Here is a 14,566-nt window from a genome sequence, read left to right as displayed (position 1 = left end):
GGGCCCCGGCGGCCGCGCGGCGCGGCCCGGGCCTGGGACGCGGGGCACGACGGCCGGCTGCTGCTGGACCGGATCTGCCGGCAGGCGCCCGCGCGGCTGCGGCCCGGCGGGGTGCTGCTGCTGGTGCAGTCGGCGTTCAGCGACCCCGAGGGCACCGTCGGACACCTGCGGGCCGCCGGTCTCAAGGCCGCGGTGACCCGGCGGCGCCGGATCGCCTTCGGGCCCGTGGTGCGCGGCCGGGAGGCCTGGCTGCGCCGGCGCGGCCTGCTGTCCCCGACCGACAACGAGGAAGAGCTGGTGGTCGTCCGTGCCGAACTCCCCGTCTGACGCGCCGCGCCGGATCACGGTCCAGCGCGCCGGCCCGCTGCTGGTCGAGGGGCCGGTGGAGATCGAACTGGAGGACGGTACGACGGTGTCCTCCGACCGGTTCCGGGTCGCCCTGTGCACCTGCCGCCGCAGCCGCCGCTTCCCGTGGTGCGACACCAGCCACCGGTCGAGGCGGTAGCCCCTCCCCGCCGTCCTTACCGGCGAGTATCGTCGGGCCGCCCCAGCGGTGACGACGAGAGGCGGACACACGGATGGCGAAGCACTGGGCGGACTTCCAGTACGAGATCTACCTGAACGGGATGACGGGCGCCGTGCCCCGGCTGCCCACCGACCTGACCCGTCTCGAGACGCTCACCGAGCAGCGCCTTGGCCCGGGCCCGGTCGGCTACGTGGCGGGCAGCGCGGGCGACGGCTCCACCGCCCGCGCCAACCGCGCCGCGCTCGACCGGCGCCGGATCGTGCCGCGGATGCTGCGGGACGTGCACGAGCGGGACCTGTCGGTACGGGTACTGGGCCGTACGCTGCCGGCCCCGCTGGCGCTCGCCCCGGTCGGGGTGCTGTCGATCATGCATCCGGAGGCGGAGTCCGCCGCCGCCCGGGGCGCCGCCGCGCACGGGGTGCCGTTCATCCTGTCCTCCGCGTCCAGCACGCCGATGGAGCAGGTCGCCGCGGCGCTGGGCGACGCCGAGCGCTGGTTCCAGCTGTACTGGCCGAATGACCGCGAGGTCGCCCGGAGTTTCCTGGCGCGGGCGCGGGCGGCCGGGTTCACCGCGCTGTTCGTCACACTGGACACCCCGCTGCTGTCCTGGCGCCCGCGCGACCTGGACCAGGCGTATCTGCCGTTCCTGCACGGCGTGGGCACCGCCAACTACTTCTCCGACCCGGCGTTCCAGGCAGGTCTGGCCAAGCCGGTGCACGAGGACCCGAACGCGGCGGTGCTGCACTTCGTCTCCCTGTTCTCCGACCCCGCCAAGACCTGGCCGGACCTGGCCTTCCTGCGCGAGCACTGGGACGGCCCGATCGTGCTGAAGGGCGTACTGCACCCGGACGACGCCCGGCTCGCCGCCGACGCCGGGATGGACGGCGTGGTGGTGTCCAACCACGGCGGCCGGCAGGTGGCCGGAGCCGTCGCCGCGGCGGACGCGCTGCCGCGGGTGGCGGACGCCGTCGGGGACCGGCTCACCGTACTGTTCGACAGCGGGATCCGCTCCGGCGACGACGTCTTCAAGGCCCTCGCGCTCGGCGCCCGCGCCGTCCTGCTGGGCCGCCCGTACGTCTACGGCCTGGGACTGGACGGGCAGGCGGGCGTCGAGCACGTCATCCGGTGCCTGCTCGCCGAACTGGACCTCACTCTCGCCCTGTCCGGACACGCCGGTCCGGCCACCCCCGGCCCCGCCGACCTCGTCGACGGCATGGCGGGGGCCGGCTGATCACCGCCCGGCCAGTCCGACCGAGCGCGCCGCGTCCTGCCGCCCGGCGATCGACACCGACCCGGAGAACGTCGGGGAGGTCGGGGCCAGGTCGGTGCGCCAGCGCTGCCCGGTGGAGCTGTCGCGCGGCTTGACCACGATGTCCGCGCCGGACTCGGCGGCGGCGACGGCGAGGGCCAGCCGCGGGTCCCGGCGCGGCACCAGTTCGTCGTCCGTGGTCAGGGCGTAGCGCACGTCGTTGCCGCGGGCGGTGCCCTCGTCGGCGCAGGTGCCCAGGACGACGACGCCGGCGTCCGCCCGCGAGTCCAGGCACAGCCCGGGGTCGGCCACCGAGCGCAGCAGGCCGTCGTCCTCGTACGACCACAGCTGGGTCTCCCGCGAGGTGCAGGGCGTCAGCCGGGCGCCCGCGCCGGCCCGCGGTCCGCCGGGGACGTCCAGGCACAGACCGGCGGCCTCGTTGCGCAGCCGGGTGGCGGCCGGGCCGTCGGGCGGTCCGGCGGCCCCGGTGGGCGCGGGCGCGGCGGCGGAGGTGTCGCGGTCGGCGGCGCCGGTGGAGGCGGCCGGACCGGCGCCGCTGCCGTCGTAGGACCAGCTGTTGACCACCAGCGCGGTCATCAGGACGCCGGCCGAGGCGGCGCCGACGCCCCGGAGCACCGAGCGGACCGAGCCCGGCCGGCGCAGCGGGCCGCGCACCGGGATCCGGGCCAGCAGACCGGTGCGCCGGCCGCGGTGCCGTGCGGTGTCCCCGGCGCGCGGTCCCGGGGCGGCGCGGCCGGGCCGGGAGTCGAGGTAGCGGCGGGCGCCCCAGCCCAGTACCGCCTCGGCGATCAGGGTGGCCGGTCCCTTCTCCACCAGGGCGAGCTGTTCGGCCGCGTGCCTGCAGTGCCGGCAGTGCTCCAGGTGTTCGCGGACGTCCGGGAGCAGTGTGGTGCCGCGCCGGATCGGGACGTCGAGGAGGCGGTTGTGGAACCGGCAGTCCTGGCTGGGCGCGAACTGCAGATGGGCGTGCACGCACGCCTCCCGGAACGTCTCCCGCGCCTGGTTGAGCGCGACGGCGGCCGTTTCGGGGTCCAGGCCCAGCAGCCCGGCCGGCACGCTCACCGGTTCGGCCTCGACCTCGGTGTGCCAGAGCAGGCAGCGGGCGGTCACCGGGAGCGACTCGAAGGCCCGCGCGGCCAGCGTCCGGTTCTCCGGGGTCGGCGACCTGGTGGCCCGCATGCCGCGCCCGCCCGCCGGTTTGAGCAGGTCCGGCAGGGACGCGGTGATCGCCTCGTCGGCGGACCACTGCCGGACCGTGTCGCGGACGGCCACCAGCAGCCGGGGACGCAGCGCCCCGGCCGGGTCGCCCTGCGCGAGCCGGTCCAGGACCTTGCGGAAGGCGGCGGCGGTGACCATGGCGGCGACGTCCGCCGGGGTGGCGAGGCAGATGGCGGCGTAGTCGTGCGCCGGCCGCCAGTGCCGCGCGGTGAGCAGCGCGGCGGCCGGGGCGGCCACGCTCTCCGGCCGCTCCCGCAGCCGGGCGGCGAGCGCGTCGTCGGACTCCCCCGGGTCCCCGCCGGACGGGGGCCGGAGCGGACGAGGGGGGTGGGGGGTGGGCACTGAGGGGTTTTCCTTCCCACGCGCGGGCGACAGCCACAGCGGGGAGCGCGCACCGACGGTGAAGCGGACCCGGACCATCAGGGCGCGTGCGTCACCCGGCCGTCACCCCCCGCACGGGGGCATCACTCTGGCACGAACACCTGAGGCCAACAAGTTACTTGCGAAACCTGCACACTTGAAGAAAAGTCAGGTGCCGGCCGGGTCAGATCTGCCAGGACCGCAGCCGGTCGGCCGCGCGGTAGACGTCGGCCTTGCCGGACATCAGGTCGCGGGCCAGGTCGACCAGCGCGCCGTAGGGCGGATCGATGCCGGCGCCGCTGACGAACATGTAGGCCACGGCGGTCGCGCAGGCGAACCGGGCGTTGGCCGACGGCAGCGGTCTGAGCACGGCGAGGGTGTGCAGCAGGGCGGCGGCCCGCCAGGCCGGGTAGGAGTCCACCCCGAGCCGGGGCGGGTCGACCCGGTGCCGGGCGACGGCGGCGACCAGTGCGGAGAAGTCGTTGATGACGGGCTGGTCCGGCAGCACTTCCTCGTGGCGCTGGAGCAGCCAGGGCACGTCGATGTGGAGGACGGATGCCATGCGTCAGGCGGCCCGCCCCGCGCCCCGGGCCGGCGGCTCGTCGTCGGGGAAGGCGGCGGCGAACTCCGCGGCGTGTCCCTGGAAGAAGCGGCGGAACGCCTCGGCCCCCTCCTGGAGCGCCCGGTGCCGCGCGATGTCGGCGGCGGCGGCTTCGCGGACCAGGGCCTTCATCGACGTACCGCGCTCCTTGGCGATCTGACGCAGGTCCTCGAGTTCGCGGTCACTGAACTCCACGTTCAAGGCTGGCATGCCTCCACGGTACCGCTCGGGTACTGACCCGTAAATAGCCCCAGGTCAGGGTGGTCGCCGGACGGTACCGTGGCGGCTGTCGGACTCAGTGCTGGTCGGCCACGAAGGCGGCCATGCGGGCCAGTGCGGCGTTCCAGTTGATGGTGGTCTCGTTGGTCGACCAGGACTGGATGTCGTCGAGGTAGCAGAACTGGCCGACGCAGCCCTGGAGCTTCGCCTGCGCGACCGGGTCCTGGATGCTGGAGTTGGGGCCGCCGGAGAGCGTGCCGGCCGGCGGCTCGGGCAGCGCGGGGTCGAGCTGGTGGGCGTACCAGCGGCTGTGCTGGTTGTGCGCGGCGACCTCGCCGTAGCCGGTGACGTAGGAGATGTTCAGGGCGTTGCGGCCGAGTACGTAGTCCATGCTCTGCACGGCCCCGTCGCGGTACTTCGCGGCGCCGGTGAGGTCGTGGGCGGTGGCCAGTACGACCGCGTTGTTGAGCACCTGGTGGCTGGAGCCCCAGTCGTAGACGTTGTTCGCGGGGGCGTACGGCATCCCGTAGGGGTGGGCGTTCAGGGTGGCCAGGTAGCCGTCGGCGCCCTGGACGACGGAGCGGCGCACGGCGTCCCGGCCGGGCAGCCGGCTGGGCACGGTGGCGAGGTCGAGGCGGGCGGCGGCGCCGGTGCGGGCCCAGTCGAAACCGAGCGGGCCGAAGAGGTCCGCGGTGTGCACCGGGGAGGCGAGCACGTGGTCCTGGAAGTCCTTCTCGCCGGTGGTGAGATACAGCTCGGCCGCCGCCCAGTAGAACTCGTCCCGCACGTCGCGGTCGGGGTAGGCGCCGCCGCCGATGCCGTCGTTCTCGTCGGCGTACACGTCGGGGTGGGCGAGCGCCGCCGCCCACGCGCTGCGCGCGGCCTTCAGCGCCCGCGCGGCGAAGGCCCGGTCGTAGGGCCGGTAGAGGCGGGCGGCCTGGGCCGCGGCGGCGGCGAGGTTGAGGGTGGCCGCGGTGGTCGGCGGGTGCAGTTCGCGCCGCTGCGGGTCGTCGCCGGGCAGCAGCGGCAGCCCGGTCCAGTTCGCGTCATGGATCTTGTGATGGGCCATGCCCGCCAGCGGCTGTCCGGCCGGTACCTGCATCCTCAGCAGGAAGTCCAGTTCCCAGCGCACCTCGTCGAGCAGGTCGGGCACCTGGTTGCCGCTCTCGGGTATCGCGAGGCCGCCGTCCCCGAAGGGCTCGGCCCCCCGGGTGTGCAGCGCGCGCTCGTAGGTGCTCAGCAGCTCCCAGACCGAGATGCCGCCGTTGACGACGTACTTGCCGTGGTCGCCGGCGTCGTACCAGCCGCCGGAGACGTCCAGCGTGTAGTCGCACACCCCCGGTTGGCAGGGCACGTCGGTGTCGCCCTGGTTGGGCGCGACGCCCACGTGCCCGGCCGGGCGGGCGTAGCCCGGGCGCAGGTCGTCGCGGACGGCGAGGCCGCTGCGCTGGGTGTAGTAGTACTTCGCGGCGTCGGTGCGCAGCCGTTGGTAGGCGTCCGTGCCGAGGTCGAAGGGGCGGCTGGTCTCGCCGTCGGCGACCAGGGTGAGGCCGGTGCCGCGCTTCGTGTACCGCCCGAAGTCGATGGAGTGCACGTTCTGCCCGGAGGAGACGTCGGTGCCGCGCGGCACGCTCGTGCCGCGCGCCAGCACCGTGCCGTCGGCGGCCTTCAGCTGCCAGGGCAGCGCGGTGGTCGCGTCGGTCACGAGGGTGGCGTTCTTCGGCCCGGACGGCAGGTAGCCGACCTGGTTGACGCGGACCCGCGGCCCGGTGTCGGGCTCGTACGGCTCCGGCTGCGCCCCGCCGAGCAGGGACACGTCGTCCACGCAGAACCGCCACGGCTCCGCGCTGCCGCCGACCTGGAAGGCGACCTGCCCCTGGGCGGTGCCGGCGGGTGCGGTGAAGGTGTAGGAGTAGCTGTCGCCGGAGACGCTCGGCTGCGGGCTGACCTCGTAGTAGGCGTCGTACGGCTCGACCGCGAGGCCGACCAGGGCGCGGACGGTGTGCCCGCCGGGCGTGCCGCTCGCGCTGAAGGAGAACCGGTACGTCTCCCCCGCGGCGAGCGGGATGTCGTTCTGCCCGATGATCACGTCCCAGCGGTTGGTGGTGCCGCCGGGGACGTCGGCGCAGAGCCGGCCGTCGGCCGCGGTGGCGGCGGTGTTGGCCGTCGTCCACCACGGCTCGGTGCCGTTGTCGAACGTGCCGTTCCTGACCTGCTCGGTCTCCTCGGCGCCCGCGGGCAGCGCGGTGAGGGCCGCCGCCAGCAGGGCGGTCAGCGGCACGAGGACGACGGTGCTGCGTCTTTTCACGTCTGGGCTCCTCGGGGGAGGTGCGGGTGGCGCTCCCGCGCGCGGCTGCGTGGGAGCGCTCCCAGAGGCGGACGCCGACCATGTTTGTTGGAGGCATGACAGCGCGTCAACGGTCCGGACGGAACTGCCTTCCGTCCGGCCCGCCGGGCGCCGACCCGAGTCGGCTCGACGGAGCCGGCGGACGTACACGTCCGGCGGCGCCCGGCCCGCGCGTGCCCCGGGCGACCTTCTCGCCCGCCGAGGAGAAGACCGCCGTGCCCGCGCGGGCGTCCAGCGGCTGGTCGCCGACGAGCGCCCTCGACCGCACCGGGCCGGCGGCGCCGGAGCGGCCGGCCCGGTGCGGACGGCGCCGGCCCCGCAGGTCCCAGGCCCCGCCGCTCCAGCCGCTCCGGCTCTACGCGTCACCCGGCAGGGCAGGCACCGGCCGTCCCGGCTCGGCCTGCCGTGCACGGTCCACCGGGACGGGTCGGGTGCCGCCGCGACGGACACGGCGGCACCGGTCCACCGTTTCCCGCGCATGAGCCGGTTCGCCCCATGTCCCCCTGACCGTCCTCAGTGCGATCAGGCAGCCGGCGCCGCCAGGCGGCTGATCCGGACCGCGCCCCGGGCCTCGCCGGGGTACTGGCTGGTCAGGGTGAGCCGGACCCGGGAGCCGCGGACCGGCGTGAAGGTGACGGCCGTGGGCGTGTCGGAGGCCGTGGCCCAGTCGGTGCGGGCGTCCTCGACCGGCCGCCAGGCCCGGCCGTTCCACACCTCGGCCGCGACGGCGGCGGGCAGGCTGTGCGTGGCGTCGGTGGTGAAGGAGACCTCGATCCGGTCGAAGCGGCGGGTGCGGCCGAAGTCGACCGAGATCCAGTCCTCGGGGCGGGCGCCGCTGAAGGCGGGCAGCAGGGCGGTGGCCGCCTTGGCGAAGCCGTTGGACCAGCCGGTCGCGGGGTCCCCGTCGAGCACGGCGGCCGGGAGGGTGTCGGGGCGGCCGGAGTAGCCGGCGTCCGCGTGCGGGTACGCCACGGGCGCCGGGTGCTCGGGGGCGAACCCGGGCGCGGGCGTGGCGGCGCGGTCGGCGGCCCGGTCGGCCCGCACGGTGGCCGTGCCGGTGCGCAGCCCCGCCGCGCGGGCGGTCACCGTCAGCGTCCCGGCGCGGGTGCCGGCCCGGACGATGGCGAGCGCCTTGCCGTGGAAGGCGGTGCGGGTGCTCGCCTGGTAGCGCTCGGCGCTTTCCTGGCGGCCGTTGTCGAGCCCGGCGATCGACCCGCCGGCCACGTCGAAGGTGATCAGGTGCTCGGCGCCGGGCACCACCGTGCCGTGCCGGTCGACCACGTCGGCGGTGACGAAGACCAGCGCACGGCCGTCCGCCGCCAGGGACTTCCGGTCGGGCGCCAGCCGGACGGCGTACGGCTCACCGGCCGTGCGCAGCACATCGGTGGCGACCGTCTTCCCGCCCCTGCGGGCGACGGCCTTCAGCTCGCCCGGCGCGTAGCGCACCCGCCAGGTCAGGTGGAGCTTGCCCGCGCTGCCGTTGGGGCTGGTGTAACTGCCGGGGTAGGGGCCGCCGGTGAAGGTCTTGTCGTCGCCGGTGGCCTCGGTGGTCTCCAGGTAGGCGCGACCGTCGACGGTCTTCTTGCGGTCGAACTCCCGGACGCCGAGCGAGCGGCCGTTGAGGAACAGTTCGACGGTGTCCACGTTGGCGTAGGCCCACACCTCGACGGTGTCGCCCGCCGCGTGGTTCCAGGTGGCCGGCAGCAGGTGGACCATCGGTTCGTCGGTCCACTGGCTGCGGAACAGGTGGTACATGTCCTTCGGGAAGCCCGCCGTGTCGACGGCGCCGAAGAAGGACGCCTTCACCGGGAAGACGTCGTACGGCGTCGGCTCCCCTATGTAGTCGATGCCGGACCACAGGAACTGCCCGGTGAACCACTTGCGGTCCCGGTCCTTCTTGTGGCCGTACTCGCCGCTCATGGTCCAGGACGCCAGGTTGTTGTCGTAGGACGAGGCCGCCCGTCTGCCGGGGGTGTGGTTCTCGCCGGTGTTGAGGTGTTCGGGCTCCTGGTAGGTGCCGCGGGTGGAGGTCTCCGAGGACGACTCGGACTCGAAGAGGAACAGGTGCGGGTAGGCGGCGTGCAGCGCGTCGACCGACTTGGCGGTGTTGTAGTTGAGGCCGAGTCCGTCCAGCTTGGCCAGCATCAGGTCGGCCGCCGAGCCCCGCGCGGGCAGCGAACGGTACTTGTCGGAGCCGATGACCAGCGGACGGGTGTCGTCCGCGGCCTTGATGGCGCCGATGATCCGGTCGGCCATGGCCAGACCGGCGGTGGCGGTGGAGTCGGGGACCTCGTTGCCGATCGACCACATCACCACGGCGGGCGAGTTGCGGGCGGCGCGCACCATCTCGCCGGCGTCCCGCTCGCACCACTCGTCGAAGAACCGGCCGTAGTCCCAGCGGTTCTTGCCGGTGCGCCAGCAGTCGAAGGCCTCGACCAGCATGACGATGCCGAGTTCCTCGCAGACTTGGATCACCGCCGGGTCGGGCGGATTGTGCGAGGTGCGCAGGGCGTTGACGCCCATCGACTTCATGATCTCCAGCTGGCGGCGGACCGCGTCGGCGCTGACCGCGGCGCCGAGCGCGCCCAGGTCGTGGTGGAGGTCGACGCCCCTGAGCTTGGTGTGGACGCCGTTGAGGTGGAAGCCCTCCTCGGGGTCGATCCGGAAGGTGCGGACGCCGAACCCGGTGTCGCAGGTGTCCACCGTCCGGCCGCCGACCCGCAGTTCGGTGCGCAGGGTGTGCCGGTCGGGGGTGGCGAAGTCCCAGCGGCGGGGCCGGGCGACGGTCAGTTCGTGGGTCTCGGTGTGCCCGTCGGCGCCGACGGTGACGGTGCTGGCGGCGCGGGCCACAATGCGGCCGTCGGGGTCCTGGACCGCGGAGCGGATCTCGACCTCGCGGGCCGCGCCGGACGCGTTGACCACCGTGGTCGCCACCCGGACGACGGCCCGCTCGTCGGTGACCTCGGGGGTGGTGACCCGGGTGCCCCAGCGGCCCACGTGCACCGGCTCGGTGACGACCAGGCGGGCCTCGCGGTAGATGCCGCTGCCGGAGTACCAGCGGCTGCTGGGCAGCCGGTTGCGGACCCGGACCGCGAGGACGTTCTCGGTCTCGCCGTCGGTGTGCACCAGGCCGGTGAGGTCCAGCGCGAAACCGGTGTACCCGTACGGATGCCGGCCTGCCTCGGTGCCGTTGCAGTACACGTACGCGTCCATGTAGACGCCGTCGAACTCCACCGAGATCCGCTTGCCGGTGAGCGCGGCCGGCAGTGTGAAGGAGAGGCGGTACCAGCCGAGGCCGCCCGGCAGGAAGCCGGTGCCGCTGGTGGTGCCGTGCTCGGTGGTGGGCGCCTGTTCGATGCTCCAGTCGTGCGGGACGGCGACCTCCCGCCAGGCGGAGTCGTCGTACCCGGGGGCCGCGGCGGCCGCGTCGGGTTCGGCGGCGCCCACCGGATCGGCCAGGGTGAAGCGCCAGCCGTCGCGCAGGGCGAGGACCCGGCGGCCCGGAGCGTCCCCCGCCAAGTCCGCCGCCCAAGCCGCGGGTGCGCCCAGCAGCGTCCCGGCGGCCGGCGCCGCGGCGGAGGCGATCAGGACCGATCTGCGTGTGACTGTCATGGCTCTCCCTCATCAGGACCCAGAAGTACTCACAATTGATCGTGAACAAACAGATTCTGTCGATGTGTCACAGCAGCCCGTCAAGGGGGCGGAGGCGCACTTCTGCCGCACGTGCCGCACGCGTCGCGCCGGTTGAAAGCCCCGTGCGCCCACCGGGTGCCGCACAGCAGCAGTTCGGGTCCGCACGGGCCCTGTGACGCACTACTCTGTAACCCAAGTGACACACCGTTCACTGTGAGTGTGCGCGATGGAGTGGCGACGATGAGCCCGGTCAACCCGTACGACGAAGCCGCCACGGCCCGGGCCGTCATCGACGACACCGGCGTGGTACTGCACTGGAACGAGGGGGCGCACAGGCTGCTCGGCCACCCGCCGGAACGGGTCGTGGGACGGCCCGCCGCCGACCTGCTGGCCGGCGGCGGCCAGGGCACCCTGCCGGGTCCCCGCGACGAACGCTGGCACGGCATGCTGAAGTTGCGGCACCGCGACGGGCACCTGGTGTCCACCCGGGTGCTCGCCCACCGCCGGCGGCCGGACGACGGCCACCCGGACGGCTGGCTGGCGGTCGCGGCCCTGGAAAGACAGCCGGATCCGGCACAGGACCCGTTGGTCAACCTGGCGCTGACCCAGTCCCCCTGCGCCATGCTGGTCTTCGACGAACAGCTGCGCCTGTACGGCGTCAACGACGCGATGGCCCGCCTGATGATACTGCCGCCCGAACACCTGATCGGGCTGCGGCTCACCGACATCGACAGCGAGCCGGAGTACGTCAAGTACGAGGAGAACCTCCGCCGCGTACTGGCCACCGGTCAGCAGCACGAGGTGGAGACGTTCCAGCGGGTCGCCGGCAAGAAGCACGCCCAGGCGTGGCTGGCCCGGGTCGCGCGGCTGACCGGACCCGACGGCCGGGTCCGCGGCATCTGCGTGAGCGTCCACGACTTCACCGAGCAGCACCTGGCCCGGGAGCGGCTCCAGCTGGTCAACGAGGCCAGCGTGCGCATCGGCACCACGCTCGACGTCACCCGCACCGCCCAGGAGCTGGCCCAGGTCTGCGTCCCGGCGCTGGCCGACTTCGTCAGCGTCGACCTGCTCGACCCCGGGGAGCACGGCGGCGAGCAGCCGGGCAAGCCGGTGCCGCCGGTCTCCCTGCGCCGGGCCGCCCACCGGTCGATCACCCCGGGCTGTCCGGAGGCGGTGGCCGAGCCGGGCCGGTTCGACGACTACCCGGCCGGCTCCCCGCAGGCCGAGTCCCTGGTCACCGGCCGCACCATCGTGGCCGCGGTGCCCTCCGGGGACACCGAGCTGTGGCGGACCTGGGACGAGGTCCGCTTCCAGCGGGTGGAGGAGTACGGCATCCACTCCACGATGACCGTCCCCCTCCAGGCCCGCGGCACCACCCTCGGGGTCGCGGTCTTCGCCCGCTTCCGGCGTCCGGAGCCCTTCACCCACGACGACGTGCTGCTGGCCGAGGAGGTCAGCGCGCGGGCCGCCGTCTGCATCGACAACGCCCGCCGCTACTCCCGGGAGCGGGAGACCACGCTGACCCTCCAGCGCAGCCTGCTCCCCCGCCATCTGCCGCCCACCGCCGCGGTGCAGGCCGCCTCCCGCTATCTGCCGGCCGCCCGGGCCGGCGTGGGCGGCGACTGGTTCGACGTCATCCCGCTGTCCGGGATGCGGGTCGCGATGGTGGTCGGGGACGTGGTCGGTCACGGCATCCAGGCGTCGGCGACCATGGGCCGGCTGCGCACCGCCGTGCGCACCCTCGCCGACATCGACCTGGCCCCGGACGAACTGCTGACCCACCTCGACGACCTGGTCGTCCGGCTGTCCGACGAGTCCGGCGGCGACGGCACCGGCGAAGTCGGCGCCACCTGCCTGTACGCGGTCTACGACCCGGTCTCCCGGCGCTGCACGCTGGCCCGGGCCGGCCATCCGCCGCCCGTCCTGGTCCCGCCGGACGGACCGCCCCAGCAGGTCGAGCTGCCCTCCGGGCCGCCGCTCGGCCTCGGCGGGCTGCCGTTCGAGTCGGCCGAGCTGGACCTGAGCGAGGGCTCGGTGCTGGCGTTCTACACCGACGGGCTGATCGAGAGCCGGGAGCGGGACGGCGACGCCGGTATCGCACTGCTGTGCGAGACCTTGGCGGCCGCGTCCGGCACCCTGGACCAGACCTGCGACCGGGTGCTGCGCACCCTGCTGCCGCCCGGCGGCGCCGCCGACGACGTGGCGCTGCTGCTGGCCCGCGCCCGGGGCCTGCCCCCGTCCCGGGTCGCCACCTGGGACATCCCCGCCGATCCGGCGCTGGTCGCACCGGTCCGCAAGCAGGTCCTGGACCAGCTGGCCGCCTGGTCGCTGACGGAGGCGTCGTTCACCACCGAGCTGGTGGTGAGCGAACTGGTCACCAACGCCATCCGCTACGGCGCCCCGCCGATCCGGCTCCGGCTGATCCACGACGCGACCACACTGATCTGCGAGGTGTCCGACACCAGCCACACCGCCCCGCACCTGCGCCGCGCCAAGACCTGGGACGAGGGCGGCCGCGGTCTGCTGCTGGTCGCCCAGCTCACCCAGCGCTGGGGCAGCCGGCACACCACCGAGGGCAAGACGATCTGGGCGGAGCTGGCACTGCTGGACGAGGAGTGATCGGCGGTTTCCGCGCCCCGCGCACGGGACATCCGGACAGACAGGACGTACGGAACGAACCCGGGTCCGGTCGTGACGAATCCCCAGGAGTGTGAGGCAGCGATGGCGAACACATACCGGCCGGTGCGCGGGACGGCGCTGCTCGCGGGCACGGTCGCCCTGCTCGGCGCGCTGACCGCCTGCGGCGGCGACAGCGGTACGCGGACGGCGCCGGACGGGTCCACGTCGACCGCCGCGACGGCGACCTCGTCGACGGCGCCGGGGACCAGGACCGCGTCGCCCGGTACGGCGGTCCCCGACAGCCCGTCGGCGACCGCCGTACCGAGCGACACCGCCGGGTCCGCGTCGGCCTCCTCGCGCACCGACGGACGCTGCCGCAGCACCGAGCTGCGGGCCTCGGTGGGCCGCGTCGACCCGGGCGCCGGCCAGCGCAACTTCCCGGTGGTCCTGACCAACACCTCGTCGCGCACCTGCACCCTGTACGGCTATCCGGGCGCCGCGTTCACCGACGCGTCCGGCAAGCAGCTCGGCCCGGACCCGGCGCGCGACCCCGCCTCACCGCGCACCGTCACCCTGCCCCCGGGGCAGAGCGCCTGGGCCCCGCTGTCGTTCGCCAGCCCGGACACCAGCGGCGCGCGCACCGCCGCCCCGGCGACCCTGCTGGTCACCCCGCCGGACGAACGGGACGCCCTGGAGGTGACCTGGAAGGCCGGCGAGGTCCCGGTCGGCGGCAACGAGTCCGAGGTCTCCCTCGGCGCCCTGACCCCCGGCACCGGCCCCTGAGCCGTCGCCCTAGTGGCCGACGACCGGGTGCGGCGTGTAGGGCCGCTCCAGTTCCTCGGCCTCCTTGTCGCTCAGCTCCAGCGCGACCGCCGCCACCGCGTCCTCCAGATGACCGGGCCGGCTCGCTCCGACGATCGGCGCGGTCACCGCGGACTGCCGCAGCAGCCAGGCCAGCGCGACTCGGGCGCGCGGCTCACCGCGCTCGCCGGCGATGCGGGTGACCGCCTCGACGACGGCGCGGTCGCCCTCCTGGTAGAGCCTGCCGCCGAAGTTGTCGCTCTCGCTGCGCCGGGTGGCGGTGCCCCAGTCGCGGGTGAGCCGGCCGCGGGCCAGCGGGCTCCAGGGCAGTACGCCCACGCCCTGGTCCGCGCAGAGCGGCAGCATCTCCCGCTCCTCCTCGCGGTAGATCAGGTTGTAGTGGTTCTGCATGCTGACGAACCTGGTCCAGCCGTGCCGCTCGGCGGTGTACTGGGCCTTGGCGAACTGCCAGGCGTACATCGAACTGGCCCCGAGATAGCGCACCTTGCCCGCCTTGACCAGGTCGTGCAGCGCCTCCATCGTCTCCTCGACCGGCGTGTGCGGGTCCCAGCGGTGGATCTGGTACAGGTCCACGTAGTCGGTGCCCAGCCGGCGCAGGCTGTGGTCGATCTCGGTCATGATCGCCTTGCGGGACAGGCCGCCGCCGTTGGGTCCGGGCCGCATCCGGCCGTGCACCTTGGTGGCGAGCACGATCTCGTCCCGGCGGGCGAACTCGGCCAGGGCCCGGCCGACGATCTCCTCGCTGGTGCCGTCGGAGTAGACGTTGGCCGTGTCGAAGAAGGTGATCCCGGCCTCCAGCGCCTGCCGGATCAGCGGGCGGGACGCGTCCTCGTCGAGGGTCCACTCGTGCGGGCCCCGCTCGGGCACGCCGTAGGTCATGCACCCCAGACAGATCCGCGAGACGTCCAGGCCCGTCGAACCGAGCTTCACGTACTGCATCGTTGCCGCTCC

General features: G+C 74.3%; 10 protein-coding genes and 1 pseudogene. 5 read left to right on the top strand and 6 right to left on the bottom strand.

Translation table 11 applies throughout. The annotated features are described in order from the left end of the window. The 3 genes and pseudogenes from AB0G32_RS30700 to AB0G32_RS30690 form a co-directional block, all read left to right on the top strand. Positions 1-327, top strand: a pseudogene (locus tag AB0G32_RS30700) (methyltransferase); the annotation flags it as partial. After that, on the top strand, positions 308-505 hold the full coding sequence (locus tag AB0G32_RS30695) for a CDGSH iron-sulfur domain-containing protein (RefSeq protein ID WP_361170514.1): 198 nt from the start codon (positions 308-310) through the stop codon (positions 503-505). The pseudogene AB0G32_RS30700 and the gene AB0G32_RS30695, both read left to right, overlap by 20 nt. A 73-nt stretch (positions 506-578) precedes the next feature. Continuing rightward, the gene (locus AB0G32_RS30690) at positions 579-1,757 is read left to right on the top strand and encodes a lactate 2-monooxygenase (RefSeq protein WP_361170511.1); all 1,179 of its coding nucleotides are present in this window, start codon (positions 579-581) and stop codon (positions 1,755-1,757) included. Here AB0G32_RS30690 and AB0G32_RS30685 read toward each other — a convergent pair whose 3' ends face one another. The 5 genes from AB0G32_RS30685 to AB0G32_RS30665 all read right to left on the bottom strand — a co-directional run bounded on the left by AB0G32_RS30685 (position 1,758) and on the right by AB0G32_RS30665 (position 10,153). Further along, positions 1,758-3,356 (bottom strand): RICIN domain-containing protein, encoded by a 1,599-nt coding sequence (locus AB0G32_RS30685; RefSeq protein ID WP_361170508.1) that lies wholly within the window; start codon positions 3,354-3,356, stop codon positions 1,758-1,760. A gap of 202 nt (positions 3,357-3,558) precedes the next feature. Beyond that, a complete protein-coding gene (locus AB0G32_RS30680; protein ID WP_361170505.1) occupies positions 3,559-3,936 on the bottom strand; it encodes a toxin Doc in 378 nt (125 codons plus the stop codon). 3 nt (positions 3,937-3,939) lie between these two features. Continuing rightward, positions 3,940-4,185, bottom strand: coding sequence for a hypothetical protein (locus tag AB0G32_RS30675; protein WP_361170502.1), 246 nt, complete (start codon positions 4,183-4,185; stop codon positions 3,940-3,942). An 85-nt stretch (positions 4,186-4,270) separates the two neighbouring features. Then, positions 4,271-6,502 (bottom strand): glycoside hydrolase family 9 protein, encoded by a 2,232-nt coding sequence (locus AB0G32_RS30670; protein ID WP_361170500.1) that lies wholly within the window; start codon positions 6,500-6,502, stop codon positions 4,271-4,273. Between the two features lie 561 nt (positions 6,503-7,063). Beyond that, positions 7,064-10,153, bottom strand: a complete 3,090-nt coding sequence (locus AB0G32_RS30665; protein WP_361170497.1) for a glycoside hydrolase family 2 TIM barrel-domain containing protein — start codon at positions 10,151-10,153, stop codon at positions 7,064-7,066. 261 nt (positions 10,154-10,414) lie between these two features. Here AB0G32_RS30665 and AB0G32_RS30660 point away from each other — a divergent pair, with 261 nt between their 5' ends. Next, positions 10,415-12,793: a SpoIIE family protein phosphatase gene (locus AB0G32_RS30660; protein ID WP_361170494.1), complete on the top strand. Its 2,379-nt coding sequence runs from the start codon at positions 10,415-10,417 to the stop codon at positions 12,791-12,793. Between the two features lie 102 nt (positions 12,794-12,895). Next, positions 12,896-13,576 carry a DUF4232 domain-containing protein gene (locus tag AB0G32_RS30655; protein WP_361170491.1) on the top strand — a complete coding sequence of 227 codons (681 nt, stop codon included), beginning with the start codon at positions 12,896-12,898 and terminating at the stop codon, positions 13,574-13,576. Between the two features lie 9 nt (positions 13,577-13,585). On the opposite strand, the gene AB0G32_RS30650 is transcribed toward AB0G32_RS30655, so the two are convergent. Next, a complete protein-coding gene (locus tag AB0G32_RS30650; protein WP_361170488.1) occupies positions 13,586-14,554 on the bottom strand; it encodes an aldo/keto reductase in 969 nt (322 codons plus the stop codon). Positions 14,555-14,566: the final 12 nt, after the last annotated feature.

The sequence above is a fragment of the Streptomyces sp. NPDC023723 genome (genome assembly GCF_040639815.1).
Taxonomy (GTDB): domain Bacteria; phylum Actinomycetota; class Actinomycetes; order Streptomycetales; family Streptomycetaceae; genus Streptomyces.
The sequence above is the reverse complement of the archived record's forward strand: the minus strand, read 5'-3'. Positions and strand labels throughout refer to the sequence as shown.